Origin of the sequence: Flavonifractor sp. DFI.6.63, assembly GCF_024462255.1 — a bacterium.
In the GTDB taxonomy this organism is placed as follows: Bacteria; Bacillota; Clostridia; order Oscillospirales; family Oscillospiraceae; genus Lawsonibacter_A; species Lawsonibacter_A hominis.
Map to the genome: position 1 here is coordinate 1 of NZ_JANGBE010000029.1, position 20,875 is coordinate 20,875.

General features: G+C 63.9%; 28 protein-coding genes. 26 read left to right on the plus strand and 2 right to left on the minus strand.

The window, feature by feature from the left end; translation table 11 throughout:
- Nucleotides 1-110 precede the first annotated feature (110 nt).
- A complete protein-coding gene (locus NE547_RS13520) occupies nucleotides 111-581 on the minus strand; it encodes a hypothetical protein (RefSeq protein ID WP_256176181.1) in 471 nt (156 codons plus the stop codon).
- A gap of 148 nt (nucleotides 582-729) precedes the next feature.
- Here NE547_RS13520 and proS point away from each other — a divergent pair, with 148 nt between their 5' ends.
- The gene (proS, locus tag NE547_RS13525; RefSeq protein WP_186907517.1) at nucleotides 730-2,169 is read left to right on the plus strand and encodes a proline--tRNA ligase; all 1,440 of its coding nucleotides are present in this window, start codon (nucleotides 730-732) and stop codon (nucleotides 2,167-2,169) included.
- 121 nt (nucleotides 2,170-2,290) lie between these two features.
- Here proS and NE547_RS13530 read toward each other — a convergent pair whose 3' ends face one another.
- Nucleotides 2,291-3,613, minus strand: coding sequence for a tyrosine-protein phosphatase (locus tag NE547_RS13530; RefSeq protein WP_186907518.1), 1,323 nt, complete (start codon nucleotides 3,611-3,613; stop codon nucleotides 2,291-2,293).
- A 384-nt stretch (nucleotides 3,614-3,997) separates the two neighbouring features.
- On the opposite strand from NE547_RS13530, the gene aroF reads away from it, so the two are divergent.
- The 25 genes from aroF to rplF all read left to right on the plus strand — a co-directional run bounded on the left by aroF (nucleotide 3,998) and on the right by rplF (nucleotide 20,872).
- The gene (gene aroF, locus NE547_RS13535) at nucleotides 3,998-5,017 is read left to right on the plus strand and encodes a 3-deoxy-7-phosphoheptulonate synthase (RefSeq protein ID WP_186907519.1); all 1,020 of its coding nucleotides are present in this window, start codon (nucleotides 3,998-4,000) and stop codon (nucleotides 5,015-5,017) included.
- Nucleotides 5,018-5,058: 41 nt separating this feature from the next.
- Nucleotides 5,059-6,132 (plus strand): 3-dehydroquinate synthase, encoded by a 1,074-nt coding sequence (aroB, locus tag NE547_RS13540; protein ID WP_256176182.1) that lies wholly within the window; start codon nucleotides 5,059-5,061, stop codon nucleotides 6,130-6,132.
- On the plus strand, nucleotides 6,129-7,442 hold the full coding sequence (gene aroA / locus NE547_RS13545) for a 3-phosphoshikimate 1-carboxyvinyltransferase (protein ID WP_256176183.1): 1,314 nt from the start codon (nucleotides 6,129-6,131) through the stop codon (nucleotides 7,440-7,442). Before aroB ends, aroA begins: the two co-directional genes overlap by 4 nt.
- A complete protein-coding gene (gene aroC, locus NE547_RS13550; protein ID WP_186907522.1) occupies nucleotides 7,439-8,488 on the plus strand; it encodes a chorismate synthase in 1,050 nt (349 codons plus the stop codon). The genes aroA and aroC overlap by 4 nt, the downstream gene beginning before the upstream one ends.
- A 264-nt stretch (nucleotides 8,489-8,752) precedes the next feature.
- Complete coding sequence (locus tag NE547_RS13555; RefSeq protein ID WP_186907524.1) at nucleotides 8,753-9,907, plus strand: bifunctional chorismate mutase/prephenate dehydratase; 1,155 nt, start codon at nucleotides 8,753-8,755, stop codon at nucleotides 9,905-9,907.
- Nucleotides 9,904-10,398, plus strand: coding sequence for a shikimate kinase (locus tag NE547_RS13560; RefSeq protein WP_186907525.1), 495 nt, complete (start codon nucleotides 9,904-9,906; stop codon nucleotides 10,396-10,398). Before NE547_RS13555 ends, NE547_RS13560 begins: the two co-directional genes overlap by 4 nt.
- Entirely contained in the window at nucleotides 10,395-10,847 is a 453-nt protein-coding gene (gene aroQ, locus NE547_RS13565; protein ID WP_256176184.1) for a type II 3-dehydroquinate dehydratase, read from the plus strand. Before NE547_RS13560 ends, aroQ begins: the two co-directional genes overlap by 4 nt.
- A 23-nt stretch (nucleotides 10,848-10,870) precedes the next feature.
- Nucleotides 10,871-12,277 carry a shikimate dehydrogenase gene (gene aroE / locus NE547_RS13570; protein ID WP_256176185.1) on the plus strand — a complete coding sequence of 469 codons (1,407 nt, stop codon included), beginning with the start codon at nucleotides 10,871-10,873 and terminating at the stop codon, nucleotides 12,275-12,277.
- 347 nt (nucleotides 12,278-12,624) lie between these two features.
- The gene (rpsJ, locus tag NE547_RS13575) at nucleotides 12,625-12,939 is read left to right on the plus strand and encodes a 30S ribosomal protein S10 (protein ID WP_186907528.1); all 315 of its coding nucleotides are present in this window, start codon (nucleotides 12,625-12,627) and stop codon (nucleotides 12,937-12,939) included.
- 245 nt (nucleotides 12,940-13,184) lie between these two features.
- Nucleotides 13,185-13,910, plus strand: a complete 726-nt coding sequence (gene rplC, locus NE547_RS13580; protein WP_256176186.1) for a 50S ribosomal protein L3 — start codon at nucleotides 13,185-13,187, stop codon at nucleotides 13,908-13,910.
- 17 nt (nucleotides 13,911-13,927) lie between these two features.
- Nucleotides 13,928-14,542: a 50S ribosomal protein L4 gene (gene rplD / locus NE547_RS13585; protein WP_186907530.1), complete on the plus strand. Its 615-nt coding sequence runs from the start codon at nucleotides 13,928-13,930 to the stop codon at nucleotides 14,540-14,542.
- Entirely contained in the window at nucleotides 14,542-14,841 is a 300-nt protein-coding gene (rplW, locus tag NE547_RS13590) for a 50S ribosomal protein L23 (protein ID WP_186907531.1), read from the plus strand. The genes rplD and rplW overlap by 1 nt, the downstream gene beginning before the upstream one ends.
- Nucleotides 14,842-14,856: 15 nt before the next feature.
- On the plus strand, nucleotides 14,857-15,690 hold the full coding sequence (gene rplB / locus NE547_RS13595; RefSeq protein WP_186907532.1) for a 50S ribosomal protein L2: 834 nt from the start codon (nucleotides 14,857-14,859) through the stop codon (nucleotides 15,688-15,690).
- Between the two features lie 15 nt (nucleotides 15,691-15,705).
- Nucleotides 15,706-15,978 carry a 30S ribosomal protein S19 gene (gene rpsS, locus NE547_RS13600; protein ID WP_007494656.1) on the plus strand — a complete coding sequence of 91 codons (273 nt, stop codon included), beginning with the start codon at nucleotides 15,706-15,708 and terminating at the stop codon, nucleotides 15,976-15,978.
- Between the two features lie 15 nt (nucleotides 15,979-15,993).
- Nucleotides 15,994-16,326: a 50S ribosomal protein L22 gene (rplV, locus tag NE547_RS13605; protein ID WP_186907533.1), complete on the plus strand. Its 333-nt coding sequence runs from the start codon at nucleotides 15,994-15,996 to the stop codon at nucleotides 16,324-16,326.
- Between the two features lie 15 nt (nucleotides 16,327-16,341).
- On the plus strand, nucleotides 16,342-17,256 hold the full coding sequence (gene rpsC, locus NE547_RS13610) for a 30S ribosomal protein S3 (protein ID WP_186907534.1): 915 nt from the start codon (nucleotides 16,342-16,344) through the stop codon (nucleotides 17,254-17,256).
- Complete coding sequence (gene rplP, locus NE547_RS13615; protein ID WP_186907535.1) at nucleotides 17,256-17,693, plus strand: 50S ribosomal protein L16; 438 nt, start codon at nucleotides 17,256-17,258, stop codon at nucleotides 17,691-17,693. Before rpsC ends, rplP begins: the two co-directional genes overlap by 1 nt.
- The gene (gene rpmC / locus NE547_RS13620; RefSeq protein WP_305148525.1) at nucleotides 17,690-17,893 is read left to right on the plus strand and encodes a 50S ribosomal protein L29; all 204 of its coding nucleotides are present in this window, start codon (nucleotides 17,690-17,692) and stop codon (nucleotides 17,891-17,893) included. The genes rplP and rpmC overlap by 4 nt, the downstream gene beginning before the upstream one ends.
- A 14-nt stretch (nucleotides 17,894-17,907) precedes the next feature.
- The gene (gene rpsQ / locus NE547_RS13625; RefSeq protein WP_186907537.1) at nucleotides 17,908-18,168 is read left to right on the plus strand and encodes a 30S ribosomal protein S17; all 261 of its coding nucleotides are present in this window, start codon (nucleotides 17,908-17,910) and stop codon (nucleotides 18,166-18,168) included.
- 12 nt (nucleotides 18,169-18,180) lie between these two features.
- Entirely contained in the window at nucleotides 18,181-18,549 is a 369-nt protein-coding gene (gene rplN / locus NE547_RS13630) for a 50S ribosomal protein L14 (RefSeq protein ID WP_186907538.1), read from the plus strand.
- A gap of 16 nt (nucleotides 18,550-18,565) precedes the next feature.
- The gene (gene rplX / locus NE547_RS13635; RefSeq protein WP_243204742.1) at nucleotides 18,566-18,883 is read left to right on the plus strand and encodes a 50S ribosomal protein L24; all 318 of its coding nucleotides are present in this window, start codon (nucleotides 18,566-18,568) and stop codon (nucleotides 18,881-18,883) included.
- A 21-nt stretch (nucleotides 18,884-18,904) separates the two neighbouring features.
- Entirely contained in the window at nucleotides 18,905-19,459 is a 555-nt protein-coding gene (gene rplE, locus NE547_RS13640) for a 50S ribosomal protein L5 (RefSeq protein ID WP_305148526.1), read from the plus strand.
- Nucleotides 19,460-19,473: 14 nt separating this feature from the next.
- Nucleotides 19,474-19,659: a type Z 30S ribosomal protein S14 gene (locus NE547_RS13645; protein ID WP_006573415.1), complete on the plus strand. Its 186-nt coding sequence runs from the start codon at nucleotides 19,474-19,476 to the stop codon at nucleotides 19,657-19,659.
- Nucleotides 19,660-19,908: 249 nt separating this feature from the next.
- Complete coding sequence (gene rpsH / locus NE547_RS13650; RefSeq protein ID WP_186907539.1) at nucleotides 19,909-20,307, plus strand: 30S ribosomal protein S8; 399 nt, start codon at nucleotides 19,909-19,911, stop codon at nucleotides 20,305-20,307.
- A 16-nt stretch (nucleotides 20,308-20,323) separates the two neighbouring features.
- Nucleotides 20,324-20,872, plus strand: coding sequence for a 50S ribosomal protein L6 (gene rplF / locus NE547_RS13655; RefSeq protein WP_186907540.1), 549 nt, complete (start codon nucleotides 20,324-20,326; stop codon nucleotides 20,870-20,872).
- The last annotated feature ends 3 nt before the right edge of the window (nucleotides 20,873-20,875 follow it).

Here is a 20,875-nt window from a genome sequence, read left to right on the forward strand (position 1 = left end):
AGCTGTACAATCTTTTCGGACATGGTTTGCTGTCTCCTTTCGAATGGTGGTGTCGCAACTTCATTCTACCAGACATCTGCAAACCATGTCTCTTTGTCTTTTTGCGAAACTTATTCTACCTGACCCGGGGGCATGCCCAACAGCAGCAGGGTTCCGGCTGTGGCCAGGAAGGGCAGAGGGGAGGCTTCCGGCGGGAAGGGGAGCACCATCTCCTGCTGCTCCACCACCGTTCCCTGCAGCGTCACCAGCTCCCGCTGCAGTGCCAGGCAGATCCGATCCCCTTCCAAACTGGAAAAGGTCAGGGTGTCCCGAGGGGAGGTGCCGTAGCTGACCGCCTGGCCGGTGCGCAATGCGCGGGCCAGCGGGCCTGCACCACCAGGCAGCAGCACCGTCCGGCAGTCCACGGCGCCCGCGCCCGCCCAGCCCAGCGCGCCGGGGGAGACCACCAGCAGATCCAGCACGCCTTCCGCCAGCTCCGCCGGATGACGGCCGCTCCGCAGCCGGGCCGCCGATGGCGGGAGGCGCCGGGCCACCGCATCCAGAATCCCTTCGTCCCGCTCCCAAATTCCCACTTCGATCACATCGCACACCACCTTTATAGACGAGAGTGTATGGAAAATCTGGAATTTTATACAGCGGGGACGTCCGGCGCTGGAACGTGCTTGACTTTTGCAGCAGGAATGCATAAAATAATACGAACCAAACTAACTGCAAAGGATTGAGATAGATATGGCACAGGACAAGAAGCAGGTGGAGCAGATCACCGATATGGAGGTGGATTTTGCCCAGTGGTATACCGATGTGTGCCGAAAGGCCGACCTGATCGACTATACCAGCGTAAAGGGCATGTTTATCCTCCGTCCCTACGGCTACGCCATCTGGGAGAATATCCAGGCGGAAATGGACCGGCGCTTTAAGGAGACCGGGCACGTAAACGTGTCCATGCCCCTGCTCATCCCCGAATCCCTGCTCCAGAAGGAGAAGGACCACGTGGAAGGCTTTGCCCCCGAGTGTGCCTGGGTGACCCACGGCGGGAGTGAGAAGCTGGACGAGCGCCTGTGCGTGCGCCCCACGTCTGAGACGCTGTTTTGCGAACACTGGAGCCATATCGTCCACTCCTGGCGGGACCTGCCGCTGCTGTATAACCAGTGGTGCTCCGTGCTGCGCTGGGAGAAGACCACCCGCCCCTTCCTGCGCCACCGGGAATTCCTGTGGCAGGAGGGCCACACCCTCCACGCCACCGCCGAGGAGGCCATCGCCGAGACCGAGCAGATGCACCGCATCTACGCCGACATCTGCGAGAACGTGCTGGCCATGCCGGTGGTCATGGGCATGAAGACCGACAAGGAGAAGTTCGCCGGGGCGGAGCGCACGTACACCATCGAGTGCATGATGCACGACAAGAAGGCCCTGCAGAACGGCACCAGCCACTACTTCGGAAACGGCTTCCCCACCGCCTTCGACATCACCTTCACCGACAAGGAAAACAAGCAGTGCCATCCCTATGAGACTTCCTGGGGCTTCACCACCCGCACCATCGGCGGCGTCATCATGACCCACGGCGACAACCGGGGCCTGGTGCTGCCCCCCCGGGTAGCCCCCATTCAGGTGGTCGTCATCCCCGTGGCCCAGCATAAGCAGGGCGTACTGGAGGCCAACCGGGCCGTTATGGACCGGCTGAAGTCCGCCGGTTTCCGGGTGAAGCTGGACGACTCCGACCAGTCTGCGGGCTGGAAATTTGCCGAGTATGAGATGAAGGGCGTGCCCCTGCGCCTGGAGCTGGGGCCCAAGGACATGGAGAAAAACCAGTGCGTCCTGGTGCGCCGGGACAGCGGCGAGAAGAGCTTTGTCTCCCTGGACAACATCGAGCAGACCGTGGCGCAGATGCTGGACGCCATTCACGACGGCCTGTACGCCAAGGCCAAGAAGAACCTGGAGGACAACACCTACGCCTGTGCCACGCTGGAGGAGGTCAAGGAGAAGATGGCCGCCCAGGGCGGCTTCGCCAAGACCATGTGGTGCGGCGACGAGGCCTGCGAGGTGCGGATGAAGGAGGAGGCCGGAGTGTCCTCCCGCTGTATCCCCTTTGAGCAGGAGCATCTGGGCGATACCTGCGCCATCTGCGGGAAACCGGCCAAGCATATGGTCTACTGGGGCGTGGCCTACTAAGCGGGCGCTGGATCCGAGCGGTCCGGCCCGCGGGGAAACGATAAAAGCACGGCATATGCGCGCTTTTGCGCGCATATGCCGTGCTTTTTTGACCCGGGCGAGGAGATCGGTTCCCCGGCCCTTACTGCAGATAGAGCGCCTGGAGCTGGGCGAGCTGAGCTTCGGTGAGGGCCATGCCGTCCTCGGCCGTGAGGAAGGCGTGCATGGAGCCGTACTTGGAGTCGATGGCGTCCAGCATGGCGGCCATGGCGTCATAATTTACGCCGGTCAGGTTCTTGACGCCCGCCACGGTGGCCGCGTCGGCGCCCTTGGCCTGGGCGGCCTGAGCCATGTAGGCGATCTTTTGGGCGTTGAAGTCGTTGGTAAGCATGAAGTCCTGGAGCACCGTTTCACGATCCACGCCCAGGGCGGAGAGCAGCAGCACCGCTGCGGTGCCCGCGCGGTCCTTGCCCCCGGTGCAGTGCCAGAGGAGCGCCTCTCCCTCCTTCTGGCCCAGCAGCTTCTGGAAAAAGGCGCGGTATCCGGCCAGACCGTTTTCGCTTTCCAGGAAGGAGAGGTACATATCGTTCCCGAATTGACCGCTCTGGACGATCGCGATGATGGCCTGGACCGGGTCGGAACCATAAATGCCGGTGACGGCGGAAGTGGCGGAAGAATCGTCGCCGAGAATATTGATCTGCGTGTTGACGACGCCGTCCAGCACCGGGTCTGGGCCCTCGCGGATCTCGGCGGTGGTACGCAGATCAACGATCTGTGTCAGGTTCAGGCCGGCCAGAAGGGCGAGATCCGCCTCGGTAGCGCCGGAGAGTTTGCCGGTGCGCAGCAGCACGTTGTCTTTTACCACCCGGCCGTCCCGGGTGACATATCCGCCCAGCTGACGGGCGTTTTCCACGCCGGAGAGGCCCAGCGTGTGGGCGTGCTGCGCGGTGGCGGCGTAGCGCTGCGCCATGGCCTGGGCCTCGGCGGCGGTCAGGGTGCCCTGGGGGTCCAGCAGGCCGTTTTCCAGGGGGAGGATGGTTTTGGCCACGGCCCATTGCACATCCTCCTCCGCCCAGGCGGAGACCGTTCCGGCGTCGGAACAGCCGCTCAGGTCGGCCGCGGCGATGATGCCGTCCCCGTTGTGGACGGCCAGATGGTTCAGCATGACGGCGGCCTGTTCCCGGGTGACCGGCGTCTGGGGCAGGAACAGGCCCTTGTCGTTGCCTGCGGCGATGCCCGACTGGGCGCACCAGAGGATCGCGGTGTAGTTGGCGTCACCGGGGGCCACGTCGGAAAAGAACTCGCCCGCGGGTGCGGACGGGCGGCCCGCTTCCTCCCAGAGGACCCGGGCAAAGGCGCTGCGGGACAGAGCGGGGTCGCCGCCGGCGGCGGCCAGGGCCCCGCCGGGGACCAGCAGAGCGGCGCTCAGCCCTATGGCCAGAACGCGCTTGGGGATCTGTTTCATGGTAATGCTCCTCCTCGTTCATTCGGATAAAAAGAGAATAGCCCGCCCGCCGCCTGCGCCGCCACCAGAGGGGGGTAAAGAGTGCGTAAAAGGGAGGTAAAGCGAAAAATTCTCCTTGCGTTTTGCGCGGGAGAGGCGTATAATGCCACTAACCCAAATTTGTGAGGTCTCATATATGAAGCGCTGCGCCCTCACAACTGCATCCTTCTGCTTCTTCTTTGGCTGGGCTCGATTTACGGGCGCCGGCTTTTTTGGCATGGGGGAAAAGAGAAGGATGGAATGAATGGGTGGGCCAAGGCGGGCCCATAGGATCTCCGTATTTTTTGGGGGAGCTCATTGATTTCATCAATGGGCTCCTTTTTATTTTGGAAAGGATGTTGCAGTATGGTAGTCGTTATGAAGCCGGGCACCCAGCAGCGGGATATCGAGGCGCTGGTGGCCAAATTCAAGGAGATGGACCTGGACGTCGGGGTCACCAATGGCGTGGGCTGTACGATTCTGGGCCTGGTAGGGGATACCACTGCGGTGGATATGGACAAGATCTCCATCAACCCCCATGTGGAGCGGGTCATGCGGGTGCAGGAGCCCTACAAGAAGGCCAACCGCAAGTTCCACCCGGAGGATACGGTGGTCGCCGTAGGCAAGGCCAAGATCGGCGGCGGCAGCTTCTCGGTCGTCGCCGGGCCCTGCTCGGTGGAGAGCCAGGCGCAGATCATCGCGGTGGCCGAAGATGTGAAACGCTCCGGCGCGGCGCTGCTGCGGGGCGGGGCGTTCAAGCCGCGCACCTCGCCCTATTCCTTCCAGGGCATGGGACTGGAGGGGCTGGAGCTTCTGCTGGAGGCCAAGGCGGCCACCGGCCTGCCCATCGTCACCGAGATCATGTCTCCACGCTATGTGGAGGTGTTCGAGGAAAAGGTGGATCTGGTGCAGATCGGCGCCCGGAACATGCAGAACTTCGACCTGCTCAAAGAGGTGGGCAAGATGTCCAAGCCCGTCCTGCTCAAGCGGGGCCTGTCCAGCAGCTACGAGGAGTGGATCATGTCCGCCGAATACATCATGGCGGGCGGCAACGAGAACGTCATCCTCTGTGAGCGGGGCATCCGCACCTTCGAGACCTATACCCGCAACACCCTGGACGTATCCGCCATCCCCGCCATCAAGAAAATGAGCCACCTGCCCGTTATCGTAGACCCCTCTCACTCCGCGGGCATGTACTGGATGGTGGAGCCGCTGGCCATGGCAGCCATCGCCGCCGGGGCGGACGGCCTGATCATCGAGGTCCATAACGATCCCCCCCACGCCAAATGCGACGGCCAGCAGTCCCTCACGCCGGAAAACTTCGGCCGGCTCATGGGTAAAGTGGGCGCGATGGTTGACCTGATGGGGAAGACTTTGGTAAAATAAACTGATTGATCGCCGCTGCTGCGGAAAAGGAAGTGTTCCCAATGAAAACGCTGCGTGTGGACCTGGATGCCCGCGCCTATGAGATCCGTATCGCCCCCGGGCTCCTGGATGCCGCCGGAGAGCACCTCCGGGGGGCCTGCCCCCAGGCCGCCCGTCTCTTTGTGGTCACCGACTCCACCGTAGGCCCCCTGTACCGGGGGCGGGTGGAAAAAAGCCTGACGTCCGCCGGGTTTCGGACGGCCTTTCATACCGTCGCCGCCGGGGAGAGCTCCAAATGTGCGTCCCGGCTGTCTGAGCTGTGGGAGAGCATGATGGACTTCGGACTTACCCGCACGGACGCGGTGGTCGCCCTGGGCGGCGGCGTGGTGGGGGATCTGGCGGGCTTTGCCGCCGCCACCATCCTGCGGGGGGTGGACTTTGTCCAGATCCCCACCACCCTGCTCGCTCAGGTGGATTCCTCCGTGGGGGGGAAGGTGGCCGTGGACCTGACGCACGGCAAGAACCTGGCGGGCGCGTTCTGGCAGCCGCGGCTGGTGCTGATGGACCCCCAGACGCTGGGCACCCTGGACGAGAGGACCTTTGCCGACGGTATGGCGGAGGTCATCAAGTACGGGTGCATTTTTGACGCGGACTTTTACTCCTTCCTGGAACAGCGGCCTTCCAGGAGGCAGGTCATGGGGGATATTGAATCCGTATTGCATACCTGCTGCGATTTAAAACGAAAAGTAGTGATTGAAGACGAGCGGGATACCGGGAAGCGGATGCTCCTGAACTTCGGCCATACCCTGGGTCACGCCTATGAGCTGGCGGGAGGGTACGAGATCTGGACCCACGGTCAGGCGGTGGCGGCGGGCATGGTGAAGGCGGCGGAGCTGGGGGAGCGGCTGGGGGTCACGCCCGCCGGAACCGGGGCGCGCATTGCCGCGCTGCTGGGCTGCTTTGCTCTGCCGGTGGACATCCCCTGCACGGCGGCGGACTATGCCGCCGCCGTGGGGCTGGATAAAAAGGGAGCTGGAGACGACATCTCGGTGATCCTGCTGGAAGCCGTCGGGCGGGCCGTGCCCCGCCGGATGCCCAAGGCGGAATTGACCGCCCTTTTGGAGGAGACGCTATGAACGTGACCATCACCCCCCGGCGTCTGGCGGGGAGAATTACCCCGCCCCCGTCCAAATCCCAGGCCCACCGGCTGATCATCGCCGCCGCCCTGGGGGAGGGGGAGAGCCTTCTGCACAACGTGGCCTGCTCCCAGGACATTGCGGCAACCATCCGCTGTATGGCGGAGCTGGGGGCGGGCTTGGAACGGCAGGGGGATACGCTGCGCATCACCGGGATGCGGGCCGGGCCCAGGTCGCCCCTGCGGCGGCTGGCCGCGCCGCGGCTGGACTGCGGAGAGAGCGGCTCCACCCTGCGCTTTCTCATGCCCGTGGCTCTGGCGGTACGGGGCGGCGGACGCTTCACCGGCCGGGGACGGCTGATGGAGCGGCCCCAGGAGCCCTATTTCGAGCTGTTCCGGGAGAAAGGGATCTCCTGTGAATATCAGGACGGCGCGCTGGTCCTCTCCGGGCGGCTGGCCCCGGGCGTCTGCCGTCTGCGGGGGGACGTATCCTCCCAGTTTATCACCGGGCTGCTCTATGCCCTGCCCCTGCTGGACGGGGATTCGGAGATCGTCATTACGACCGCGCTGGAGAGCCGGGACTATGTCGCTCTGACGGTGGACGTGCTCAAGCGCTTTGGCATCGAAGCAACGCCCTCGGCCCGGGGCTGGCGCGTCCCGGGCGGGCAGGCCTACCGGGCCTGCGAGAGGACGGTGGAGGCCGACTGGTCCCAGGCCGCCTTCTGGTATGCCGCCTCGGGCATCGGCAGCGATGTGGAAGTAACCGGCATGGATCTGGACTCCGCCCAGGGGGACAAGATGGTTCTGGACTGGGGGCGGATGCTCCGCGGCGAGCCGCTGAACGGCGGTGAGTGTGTGCCGATCCTGGGGCGGACGGCCCCGGAAACGCCTGTCCGGACGGAACAGGCGGGGGGACGGAGCCGGGTGGAGATCGACGTATCCTGCGCGCCTGATCTGGTTCCGCCGATGGCGGCCTGGGGAGCGCTGGCGGGGAATACCGACCTGTGCCTGAAAAACGCCGCCCGTCTGCGCATGAAGGAGAGCGACCGGCTCTCCGCCGTGACGGAGGTGCTCACCGCCCTGGGCGCCCGGGTGACGGAGACGGCGGACAGCCTGACCATCTTCGGCCGGGAGGAACTGAGCGGCGGCGTGACGGTGGACAGCCACAACGACCACCGCATCGCCATGATGGCGGCCATCGCCGCCACCCGCTGCCGGCGGAGCGTGACCATTGCCGGGGCGGAGTGTGTGGCCAAGTCCTACCCCGACTTCTGGAAGGACTACAAAAGCCTGGGAGGAGACATCACATGAAGCACACCATCTTCGGGGAATCCCACGGCGAGGCCATCGGCGTGGTGCTGGAGGGCGTGCCCGCCGGGCTGGCGCTGGACCTGGAGGCGGTGCAGCGGGAGCTGGACCGGCGCAGGCCGGGCCGGAGCGCCCTGTCCACCGCCCGGAAGGAGGCCGACCAGGTCCGGGTGCTCTCCGGCATGTTCGAGGGCAAGACCACCGGCGCGCCGCTGGCGATGGTCATCGGGAATGCCGACCAGCACTCGTCGGATTACGACTCCATCCGCTACACCCCCCGGCCCGGCCATGGGGATTACGCCGGCTTTTTGAAAAGCCGCGGCTGCCAGGATTACCGGGGCGGCGGCCACTTTTCCGGGCGCCTGACCGCGCCGCTGGTGGCGGCGGGGGCGGTGGCCAAGCAGCTTCTGGCCCGGCAGGGCGTATGGGTGGGCGCCCATATCAGCTCCATTTACGGAATCTGCGACGCGGCGCTGGAGGAAGCCGGCCAGCTGCGGGGCGTGGCGGAAAAAGACTTCCCCGTGCTGGACGACGCAGCGGGGAGGCAGATGCAGCAGGCCATTCTGGAGGCAAAGCAGGCGCAGGACTCCGTGGGCGGAGCCGTCGAGTGCGCCGTGACCGGCCTGAGCGCGGGGCTGGGGGGACCGGACTTCGGCTGCAACGTGGAGGGGATCTTTTCGCAATACCTCTTTGCCGTTCCCGCGGTGAAGAGCGTGGCCTTTGGCGCCGGGGTGGCCTTTTCCCTGATGCGGGGCAGCCAGGCCAACGACCCCTTTGCCGTGGAGGACGGGAAGGTGATCACCAAAACCAACCACGCCGGGGGGATCAACGGCGGCATCACAAACGGCATGCCGGTGGTCTTTGAAGCCACCCTGCGGCCTACGCCGTCCATCGCCCTGCCCCAGGAGAGCGTGGACCTGCGCACCGGCGAGGAAGTGGAACTCAAGATCAAAGGCCGTCACGACCCCTGTATCGTGCCGCGGGCGGTGCCGGTGATCGAGGCGGCGGCGGCCCTGGCGGCCTGTGCGGTGCTGGGGATCGGGTCGTGACGGCCTGCATGCGCAAGCGAGCCGCCGCGTAAGCGGCGTACAAGCGTTTTGGCAGGGCCAAAACCTTGCCGCAGGCGGGATTCACTCCCGCCGAGGATGCAAAAGGATCGGGGACCCGCGAAACGCCTGCGTTTCGTGGGCGCGTCACGACCCCTGTATCGTGCCGCGGGCGGTGCCGGTGATCGAGGCGGCGGCGGCCCTGGCGGCCTGTGCGGTGCTGGGGCTATAAGGGCGTTTTTGAAACGGGAACGAGGAGAGAGGCACATGACCGAATTGGAAGGATACCGCAGGCAGATCGACGCGATCGACGCCCAGCTGGTAGAGCTGTTCCTGCGCCGGATGGAGGTGACCGGCGCGGTGGGACGGTATAAGCAGGAGCGGGGCCTGCCGGTACTGGACGCGGAGCGGGAGAGGCGGGTGATCGCAGGCAAGACGGAGCAGATCGGCGACACGGCCCGCCGGGCGGATGTGGCGGCCCTGTACGAGACCATCATGGGCCGTTCCCGCCGCCAGCAGCGCCAGCTGGTGCGGGAGGCTGCGGCGCCGGGCGTGACGGCCTGCGCCGCAGCCATGGCCTGTGCCCGGCAGCCGGTGGAGCACCCGCGGGTAGCCTATCAGGGAGAGCCGGGCTGCTACAGCGAGGAGGCCGCCGCAGGCCTGTTCGGGCCGGAGGTGGACAGCATGGGTCTGCCCTGGTTTGAAGAGGTGTTCCTCGCCCTGCGGGACGGCAGGGCGGATTATGCGGTGCTGCCCATCGAAAACAGCTCCACCGGCTCCATCCGGCAGGTGTACGACCTGCTTGCCCAATATGAGTACTACATTGTGGGGGAGTGGCAGGTAAAGGTGGAGCACTGCCTGACGGCCCTGCCCGGCGTGAAGCTGGAGGAGCTTTGCACGGTCTATTCCCACGAGCAGGGGCTGATGCAGTGCGAGGCGTTTTTGGACACCCACCGGGACTGGAAGCGAGTGCCCGCCCTGGACACCGCCGGTTCCGCCAAACAGGTGGCCGAGACCGGAGACCGCACCGCCGCCGCCATTTGCTCCCGCCGGGCCGCGCGGCGCTACGGGCTGGAGATCCTGGCCGAGGGGATCAACTACAACCGCGAGAACTATACCCGCTTTGTGCTGGTCTCCCCGGTGATGGAGCTGCGGGCGGGGCGGGATACGATCAGCGCCCTGTTCCGCCTGCCCCACCAAAGCGGCTCCCTCCATGAAATCCTGACGGTCTTCTCCGTTCAGGGGCTCAATCTGGAGAAGCTGGAATCCCGGCCCATCCCAGGCCGCGGCTGGGAGTACCTGTTCTTTCTGGAATTCTCCGGCGACCTGGCCGCCCCCGGCATGGACGGGGTGCTCCAGGAGCTGGGACAGCTGTCCTCCCAGTTCCGGGTGCTGGGCAACTTCAGGGGGTACCGGCCATGAAAAACGTGGTTTTGATCGGTATGATGGGCTGCGGAAAATCCTCCGTGGGCCGCGTGCTGGCCCAGCGGCTGGGTATGGGCTTTGCGGACACCGACCAGTGCATTGAGGCGGCCCTGGGCCGGTCCATCCCAGAGATCTTCGCCACGGAAGGGGAGGCCTTTTTCCGGGATTGGGAGCTGGGGGTGGCCGAGGAGCTGGCCCGGAAGGAAAATCTGGTGATCGCCTGCGGCGGCGGGCTGCCGACCCGGCCGGACGCCATCGCATCCCTCAAATACAGCGGTACCGTGATCTTCCTGGACCGGGACGGGGAAGACATCTACGACCATGTGAGCATGGACCACCGCCCCCTGGGACAGGCGGGGCGGGAAGCCTTTTTGGAGCGCTGCCGCCAGCGGGAGCCGGTCTACCGGCAGTGGGCGGAGCATATCATACCAAGCCGCGCCACCGCCCAGGAGACGGCGCAGGCGGTACTGGAGGCGTTGCAGTTATGAAATTCCTCATCCTCAACGGACCCAACCTGAACCTGCTGGGCAGGCGGGAGCCGGGGATCTACGGCCAGAACAGCTATGAGGCCCTGTGCGCGCGGCTGCGGGACTTTGCCGCCGCCCACGCGTCCACGGCCGACTGCGTCCAGTCCAACCATGAAGGGGCGCTGATCGACGCCATCCATGCCGCCGACGGGGTCTACGACGCCATCGTCATGAACCCGGGGGCCTATACCCATTACAGCTATGCCATTCTGGACGCCCTCAAGGCGGTAAACGTGCCCTGTATGGAGGTGCATATCTCCAACGTCCACCAGCGGGAGGCGTTCCGGCATACCTCAGTCACGGCCCCGGCCTGTGTGGGACAGATCTGCGGTCTGGGGCTTTTCGGTTACGAGTGCGCCATGTCCTACTTCCTTTCCAGGGAAACGCCGGACAGCGGACCTGCCTTGTAAGACGTCTGGAACGGGAGGAAGCCATGAAAAAAGCAGCGCTGCCCCGGATCGGCATGCGTATGATCAAGACCGCCGTGGCCGTCATGCTGTCCTACGGGGTATTCGCCCTGTTTGGACTGGAATACCGGGAGGAATTGGGCGGAATGCTGGGGCACATGGGGCCCCTGTATGCCTGTATCGCCTGCATCGTCTGCACCCAGAGCAGCTTGGGGCAGACCTTCCGGCAGGGGGTCTCCCGCTTTATCGGCGTGGCGGTGGGCGGCGTGCTGGGCGCGGCCACGCTGCTGCTGGGCGGCGCGCTGGAGTCGCCCTGGGTCCTGGCGCCGGTGCTGGCGGTGATCTGCCTGGCGGGACTGTGGTTCTGCCTGCTGATCAAACGGCCCGCCGCCTGCCCGATGGCCTGTATCGTGCCCTGTGTCATCCTCTTGACCGGGGTCACCGGCGCCGATCGCTACTATTATGCCGCCGCCCGTATCCTTGAGACCGTGGCGGGAGTGGGCGTGGCCTTCCTGGTCAACGCCGCGCTGCCCGACCACAGGCGGGAAAGCGCTGAGGAGGGACCGGAAGCAATGGAAGTGAAGCTGGAAAACACCACAAAAAAACTGTGCGTCATCGGCGATCCGGTGGAACACTCCAAGTCGCCCCGGATCCAGAACGCCATGCTTGCCGCGCTGGGACTGGATTACGTGTACCTGTGCCAGCCGGTACCGCGGGGGACGTGCGGGCGGTGGCTGGAGTGCGCCAAGTTTGCCGGATATGCCGGCTTCAATGCCACCATGCCGCACAAGGAGGAGCTTCTGCCGCTGATGGACGAGCTGGATGAAGACGCCCGCCTCATCGGGGCGGTCAACACAGTCTGCCTGCGGGATGGGAAGGCGTATGGCTACAACACGGACGGCGCGGGCTTTCTGCGGGCGCTGGCGGACGAGAACATCACCGTGGAGGGACGGAGGGTTCTGGTGCTGGGGGCCGGCGGCGCCGCCAGGGCGGTGTGCCTCAAGCTGGCCCAGGCGGGGGCGGACGTGACGGTCTGCAACCGGACGGTGGACAAGGCGGCCGCCCTCTGCGCCCGGATGCCGGAGCGGCTGCACCCGGCGGGCTTTGACCGGGATACCCTGCATCGGGCGGCGGCGGAGTGCGCTCTGCTGGTCAACTGCACCAGCCTGGGCATGGCGGGCGCCGGAGGAAGGTTTGAGGATCTCTCCTTCCTGGACGCCCTGGCCCCGGAGACGCCCGTGTGCGACCTGATCTACGCTCCGGCGGAGACCGAACTGCTCCGCCAGGCCCGGGAGCGGGGCCACCGGACCATGAACGGCATGGGCCTGCTGGTGCATCAGGCGGTGCTCGCACTGGAGCGCTTCACCGGCGTCCCGATCGACGCGGCGGCCATGAGGGCACGCCTGATTCCTGTTTTGTCCGAAAAAACATGAATAAATAGCAAAAAGCCCTTGACACCAAGGGCTTTTTGCTATATCATAATCAAGCGCCTGTTTGGGCGCAGTCTGCGATGATGCGGGAGATTGCTCAGAAATGAGGTAACTTCCGCGGAGTATGTCCGAGCTAGAATCGGGCGGCTGAGAGTCTGTGCACGGCGTATATCGCCGCGCGTGGATAAAACCGGCCTGCTTGCGCCGGTTTTCTTCATGTCACGGAGTGATACGCACGGAAACGTGTACAGAAGTTCTCACCGTACGAAGCGAGGAAAGACACCCCGCGCCGCGCCGCGTGGACCCGGCAAAGCGCACACCACTTCGTATGTTTTAAGGAGGAACAAACCATGGCAGCTCAAAAAGAAATGATCCGTATCCGCCTGAAGGCCTATGATCATCAGCTGATCGACCAGTCCGCCGAGAAGATCGTGGAGACCGCCAAGCGCACCGGCGCGTCCGTGTCCGGCCCCATCCCCCTGCCCACCAAGAAAGAGGTCGTGACCATCCTGCGCGCCGTCCATAAGTATAAGGACTCCCGCGAGCAGTTCGAGCGCCGCACCCACAAGCGCCTGATCGACATTCTCAAGCCCTCCCCCAAGACCGTGGAGGCCCTGATGAGCCTGGACCTTCCCGCCGGCGTGGAGATCGAGATCAAGCTCTGATTTCCTGACGGATCTTCTCGACCAGAATCAAAGCCCGGCGAAGCGGGTTTGATTTGGACACGAGAAGCAAGGCAGCGCAGTGAGGGTTTCCCCGCGCCTGGGGAAACCGGAAGGAAGCGGGCTTTGTGACGAAGTGAGTACCGCAGTCCGCCGCGTTTTGAGGCGGACGGGTCAAGTTGAAAAACCAATGGGAGCCAATGCCCACGTTTTTCAACCAATAACCTTTACTATAAGGAGGAAAACACATGGAAAAGGCCATTATCGGCAAGAAGGTCGGCATGACGCAGATCTTCGACGACGCCGGCAAGGTCATCCCGGTCACCGTCATCGAGGCGGGCCCCTGCACCGTGGTGCAGAAGAAGACCGCGGAAAAGGACGGCTACAACGCCGTGCAGCTGGGCTACGAGGACGTGGCCGAGAAGAAGCTCACCAAGCCTGAGCTGGGCCATTTGAAAAAAGCGGGCGAGGCGCGCAAGAAGACGCTGAAAGAGTTCAAGCTGAACAACTGCGACGCGCTCAACGTGGGCGACGAGGTCAAGGCCGACGTATTCGCCGAGGGCGACCGCGTGGACGTGACCGGCATCAGCAAGGGTAAGGGCTACCAGGGCGTCATCAAGCGCTGGGGCGCTCACCGCCTGAAGGAGAGCCACGGTACCGGCCCCGTGCACCGTCACGCCGGTTCCATGGGCTCCAGCACCGACCCCTCCCGCATCTTCAAGGGCAAGATCGGCGCCGGTCAGATGGGCAACGAACAGGTCACCGTTCTGAACCTGGACGTGGTCAAGGTCGACCCCGAGCTGGGCGTCATCGCGGTGCGGGGCGCCATTCCCGGCCCCAAGGGCGGCCTGGTGTACCTGCGCAACAGCGTGATCAACGTGAAGGAGAAGGGCGCCGCGGCCGCTGCCAGCGTCAACCCGCAGAAGGCTTCCGCCCGCGTCAATCCCCAGAAGGCTTCGGCCCGTAACAAGTAAGAGAGGAGAGAAACCAAATGCCTAAAGCAACTGTCGTTGATATGACCGGCAAGAAGGTCGGCGAGGTGGAGCTCTCCGAGGCCGTCTTCGGGATCGAGCCCAACCAGACCGTCGTTCATGACGTGGTCAAGAACCACCTGGCAAACTGCCGTCAGGGCACTCAGTCCGCCCTGACCCGCGCCGAGGTGTCCGGCGGCGGCCGCAAGCCCTGGCGCCAGAAGGGTACCGGCCACGCCCGCCAGGGCAGCACCCGCGCGCCCCAGTGGACCCACGGCGGTATCGTCTTCGCCCCCAAGCCCCGGGATTACAGCTATACCCTGAACAAAAAGGTCAAGCGCCTGGCGCTTAAGTCCGCCCTGTCCGCCAAGGCCCAGGAGGGCAACGTGATCGTGGTGGACGGCCTGGGTATGGACGAGATCAAGACCAAGACCTTCCAGGGCTTCCTGAACGCGGTGCAGTCCAAGAAGGCCGTCGTGGTCACCGAGTGCCCCAAGGTCGTCAAGTCCGCCCGGAACATCCCCGGCGTGGTGACCACCAGCGCCAAGATCCTGAGCGTTTACGACATCGTCAACGCCAACCAGTTCATCGTTGACAAGGCGGCTCTGGCCGTCATCGAGGAGGTGTTTGCGTAATGGCTACCACCGCTTATGATATCATTAAGCGCCCCATCATCACCGAACAGTCCATGGCCGAGACCGAGGGCAAGAAGTACACCTTCGAGGTGGCCAAGTCCGCGAACAAGATCGAGATCGCCAAGGCCGTCGAGGAGATCTTCGGCGTTAAGGTCGCCAAGGTCAACACCCTGAACATGCAGGGCAAGGAGAAACGCACCGGCCGTTACCCCGCCGGCCGCCGGCCCTCCTGGAAGAAGGCCATGGTCACCCTCACCGAGGATTCCAAGACCATCGAGTTCTTCGAAGGCATGGTGTAAGGAGGATAACGAACAATGGCTATTAAAACTTATAAGCCCACGACGCCCTCCCGCCGCCACATGACGGTGAGCGCCTTCGAGGGCATCGACAAGAAGGCCAAGCCCGAGCGCAGCCTGACTGAGAATCTGAAGAAGAACGCCGGGCGCAACAGCTACGGCCGCATTACCGTGCGTCACCGCGGCGGCGGCAATAAGAAGAAATACCGCATTATCGACTTCAAGCGCGATAAAGAGGGCAAGGCCACGGTCATCAACCTCCAGTACGACCCCAACCGCTCCGCCAACATCGCCCTGATCGAGTATGAGGACGGCGAGCGCCGCTATATCCTGGCGCCCGTTGGCCTGAAGGCCGGCCACATCATCATGACCGGCCCCGACGCCGACATCCTGCCCGGCAACTGTCTGCCCATCAGCAAGATCCCTGTGGGCGAGCTGCTGCACTGCATCGAGCTCTACCCCGGCAAGGGGGCCCAGCTGGTCCGCGCCGCCGGTGTGGCCGCGCAGCTGATGGCCAAGGAGAACGGCATGGCCCAGGTCCGCCTTCCCTCCGGCGAGGTGCGCTACGTCCGCGAGGAGTGCAAGGCCACCATCGGCCAGGTGGGCAACACCGACCACGGCAACATCCAGATCGGCAAGGCCGGCCGCAAGCGCCACATGGGCTGGCGGCCCACCGTCCGCGGCTCCGTCATGAACCCCTGCGACCACCCACACGGCGGCGGCGAGGGCAAGAGCCCTGTGGGCCGTCCCGGCCCGGTCACCCCCTGGGGCAAGCCGGCCATGGGTTACAAGACCCGTAAGAAGAAGAGCCAGACGGAGCAGTTCATCGTCAAGCACCGCAACAGCAAGTAAGGGAGGTAGTAAAACATGTCCAGAAGCATCAAGAAAGGCCCGTTTTGCGCCCCCGAGCTGCTCAAGCGGGTCGATGAAATGAACCAGACCGGCGAGAAGAAGGTCCTGAAGACCTGGAGCCGTGCCTCCACCATCTTCCCCTCCTTCGTCGGACACACCTTTGCCGTGCACGACGGGCGCAAGCACGTGCCCGTGTACGTGACCGAGGACATGGTGGGCCACAAGCTGGGCGAATTCGCCCCCACCCGCACCTTCCGCGGCCACGCCGGCAGCAAGACTGGTAAGTAAGGAGGAGGAGAGAACATGGAAGCCAAAGCACATCTGAGATATGCCCGTATCTCTCCCCGTAAGGTCCAGATCGTCTGCGACCTGATCCGCGGCAAGAGCGTCGCCCAGGCCAACGCCATCCTGATGGGCACCCCCAAGGCGGCCTCCGAGCTGCTGCTCAAGCTCCTCAAGAGCGCCGCCGCCAACGCGGAGAACAACCACCAGATGGATCCCGAGAAGCTGTACGTCTCCCAGGTGTTCGCCTGCCCCGGCCCCATCATCAAGCGGATGATGCCCCGGGCCCAGGGCCGTGCCTACCGGATCAACAAGCGCACTTCTCACATCACCATCGCCGTGGCTGAGCGCTAAGGGAGGAGGAAGAATATGGGACAGAAAGTCAATCCCCACGGCCTGCGCGTGGGTGTCATTAAGGATTGGGACTCCCGCTGGTACGCCCGCAACGAGAAGGTGGGCGACCTGCTGGTGGAGGACAAGAAGATCCGGGATTACCTGAAGAAGACCCTGTATTCCGCCGGGATCCCCAAGATCGAGATCGAGCGCGACAACGCCAAGGTGCGCATCTACCTGCACTGCGCCCGTCCCGGCGTGGTCATCGGCAAGGGCGGCGAGGCCATCGAGGCCCTGCGTCTGAAGCTGGAGAAGATGCTGGGCAAGAGCGTCGCCCTCAACATTGTTGAGGTCAAGAGCCCCGACATGAACGCCCAGCTGGTGGCCGAGAACATCGCCCAGCAGCTGGAGAAGCGCATCGGGTTCCGCCGTGCCATGAAGAACGCCATGGGCCGGGCCATGCGCATGGGCGCGCTGGGCATCAAGACCCAGGTCTCCGGCCGCCTCGGCGGCGCTGAGATCGCCCGCACCGAGCATTATCACGACGGCACGATTCCCCTGCAGACCCTGCGTGCCGACATCGACTACGGCTTCGCGGAGGCCGCTACCACCTACGGCCGTATCGGCGTGAAGGTGTGGATCTACAAGGGCGAGATCCTGTCTCAGGCCCTGCGCACCACCCCCCGTACCCTGGACACCAAGAACTTCAAGGAGCGCTCCGACCGGCCCCGCCGCCGCGACGACCGCCGTCCGGGCGGCGACCGCAACCGTCAGGGTGGCTTCAACAACCGTCAGGGCGGCTTCGGCGGCCGTCCCGCCGGCCAGGGCGGTTTCAATAACAACCGTCAGGGCGGCTTCAATAACAACCGTCCCCAGGGCGGCTTCAATCGTCCCCAGGGCGGCGCACGTCCCGCCGCGCCTGCCGCTCCCAAGGAAGGAGGCTCCAACTAATGCTGCTGCCGAAGAGAGTGAAATACCGCCGCGTCCACCGCGGCCGCCTGAAGGGCAAGGCCCTGAAGGGCAACACCGTCACCTATGGTGAGTGGGGCCTGCAGGCCACCGAGCCCGCCTGGATCACCAGCAATCAGATCGAGGCCGCCCGTATCGCCATGACCCGCTACACCAAGCGCGGCGGTAAGGTCTGGATCAAGATCTTCCCCGACAAGCCCATCACCGAGAAGCCTGCCGAGACCCGCATGGGCTCCGGTAAGGGCTCCCCCGAGTACTGGGTGGCCGTGGTCAAGCCCGGCCGCGTGATGTTCGAGATTGCGGGCGTCTCCGAAGAGGTCGCCCGTGAGGCCCTGCGTCTGGCCTCTCACAAGCTGCCCATCAAGAGCAAGATCGTGAAGAAGGAAGACGCCGCTGAGACCGAGAATGGTGGTGAATGAAGATGAAGGCTACTGAAATCCGTAAGATGAGCGCCGCGGAGCTTGAGAGCAAGCTGGGCGATTTGAAGAAGGATCTCTTCCAGCTCCGTCTTCAGCACGCCACCAATCAGCTGGACAATCCCATCAAGATCGCCGAGGTCAAGCGGGACATCGCCCGCGTGAAGACCATCATCCGTGAGCAGCAGCTCGCAGGCCGATAAGGAGGGAACGAACAATGGAAAACAGAACCTCTTCCCGGAAAACCAGAGTCGGCCTGGTGGTCTCCGACAAGATGGATAAGACCGTGGTGGTTGCCATTGCCGACCGTGTGGCCCACCCCCTGTACAAGAAGATCGTCAAGAGCACCTATAAGCTCAAAGCGCATGACGAGAACAACGAGTGTGGTGTCGGCGACCGCGTGCGGGTCATGGAGACCCGGCCCCTGTCCAAGGACAAGCGGTGGCGCGTCGTCGAGATCATCGAGAAGGCGAAGTAAGGAGGTGCGGTCATGATTCAGCAGGAAACTTATTTGAAGGTGGCCGACAACACCGGCGCCAAAGAGATCAAGACCATCCGCGTGCTGGGCGGCTCCAGCCGCAAGTTCGGCAACATCGGCGATGTGGTCGTCGCCTCCGTGCGCAAGGCGCAGCCCGGCGGCACCGTAAAGAAGGGCGAGGTGGTCAAGGCCGTCATCGTCCGGTCCGCCAAGGGCATCCGCCGTGCCGACGGCAGCTACGTCCGCTTTGACGACAACGCCGCCGTCCTCATCAAGGACGACAAGAATCCCCGCGGCACCCGTATCTTTGGGCCAGTGGCCCGCGAGCTGCGCGACAAGGATTACATGAAGATCCTGTCCTTGGCTCCCGAAGTGCTGTAAGGGGGTAGGAGAAGACATGAAGAAGATGAGCATTCGTAAGGACGACACCGTCATCGTCCTGTCCGGCAAGGACAAGGGCAAGCAGGGCAAGGTTCTGGAAGTGATGCCCAAGGACGGCAAGGTCGTCGTTGAGAAGATCAATGTGGTCTCCCGCCACACCAAGCCCCGCAAGCAGGGCGAGCAGGGCGGCATCATCAAGAAGGAAGCCCCCATCTACACCTGCAAGGTGCAGCGCGTCTGCCCCAAGTGCAGCAAGCCCACCCGTCCCGCCCACAAGGTGCTGGCCGACGGCAAGAAGGTCCGCATCTGCAAAAAGTGCGGCGCTGAAATCTGATAGAGAGGAGGAACGATAACAATGGCTGATAAGAAAATGCCCAACCTGAAGGCGAAGTACCAGGCCGAGGTCGCTCCTGCTCTGATGCAGAAGTTCGGCTACAAAAGTTCCATGGAGATCCCCCGCATCGAAAAGATCGTGGTCAACTGCGGCTGCGGCGAAGCCCGGGACAACGCCAAGGTCCTGGAGGCCGTCGTGGGCGACCTGACCAAGATCACCGGCCAGAAGGCCATCATCACCAAGGCCAAGAAGTCCGTGGCCAACTTCAAGCTGCGCGAGGGCATGCCCATCGGCGCGAAGGTCACGCTGCGCGCTGACCGCATGTGGGAGTTTTTGGACCGGCTGTTCAACGTGGCCCTGCCCCGTGTGCGCGATTTCCGCGGCATCAACCCCAATGCCTTTGACGGCCGCGGCAACTACGCCCTGGGCATCAGGGAGCAGCTGATCTTCCCGGAGATCGAGTACGACAAGATCGACAAGATCCGCGGGCTGGACGTGGTCATCTGCACCACCGCTAAGACCGACGAAGAGGCCAAGGAGCTGCTGAATTTGATCGGCGCTCCCTTCGCCCGCTAAAGGAGGAGAACAAAATGGCGAAAAAATCTATGATCCTCAAGCAGCAGGCGGAGCCCAAGTTCTCCACCCGCCGCTACAATCGCTGCAAGATCTGCGGCCGTCCCCACGCCTATCTGCGGGATTACGGCATCTGCCGTATCTGCTTCCGCGAGCTGGCGTATAAAGGGCAGATCCCTGGGGTGAAAAAGGCGAGCTGGTAAGCACCAGCCCGCCTCCCCGAGGTTTTGAAAGAGTCTCCATTCCCCTTGGCGAAGCCGCCGGCCGCTGCGCAGCGGGTTCGGCAAGGAGAGAAGGAGCAGGGATGCAACGGATGTCCGGCTCTTACCGGGCGGAAGGAAGCGGACCTTGCTCCGACGATGCCGGCGGACAACAGGTCGGAGTTACCTAGCTCCGATACCTTGCCGCTGATACGGGCATAAGCCCGTAACTCTAATAAGGAGGGAAACATCATGCATATCACCGATCCCATTGCGGATATGCTCACCCGCATCCGCAACGCGAACAACGCCAAGCATGACACCGTGGACGTCCCCGCGTCCAACATGAAGAAGTCCATCGCGCAGATCCTGCTGGATGAAGGCTATATCAAGAACTTCCAGCTGATCGACGACGGCACTCAGGGCGTGATCCGCATCACCCTGAAGTACAACCCCGGCAAGGAAAAGGTCATCACCGGCCTGCGCCGCGTGTCCAAGCCCGGCCTGCGCGTCTATGCGGGCGCCGATGAGCTGCCCCGCGTCCTGCGCGGCCTGGGTATCGCTATCGTGTCCACGTCCAAGGGCGTCATGACCGACAAGGCCGCTCGCGCCAACCACGTCGGCGGCGAGGTCCTTGCGTTTGTCTGGTAAGGAGGGAGAGTAGAATATGTCTCGTATCGGAAGAATGCCGATCTCCATCCCCGCCGGTGTGGACGTGAAGATCGAAGAGGGCAACCTGGTCACCGTGAAGGGGCCAAAGGGTACCCTGACCCAGCAGCTCTGCCCGGCCATGACCATCAAGCAGGAGGGCGCGGAGCTCCATGTCACCCGTCCCAACGACGCGAAGGAGAACCGCAGCCTGCACGGCCTGACCCGCAGCCTGCTGCACAACATGGTGGTGGGCGTCACCGAGGGCTTCAAGAAGGAGCTGGACGTGAACGGCGTCGGCTATCGTGTGGCCAAGGAGGGCAGCAAGCTGGTCATGAACCTGGGCTTCTCCCATCAGGTGTTCATGGAGGAGGCCGACGGCATCACCATCGAAGTGCCCAGCGCCAACAAGATCGTCATCAGCGGCCTCGACAAGCAGAAGGTCGGCCAGTTCGCCGCTGAAGTGAGAGAGAAACGTCCGCCCGAGCCTTACAAGGGCAAGGGGATCAAATACACTGACGAGGTCATCCGCCGCAAGGAAGGCAAGACCGGCGTCAAGAAGAAGTAAGGA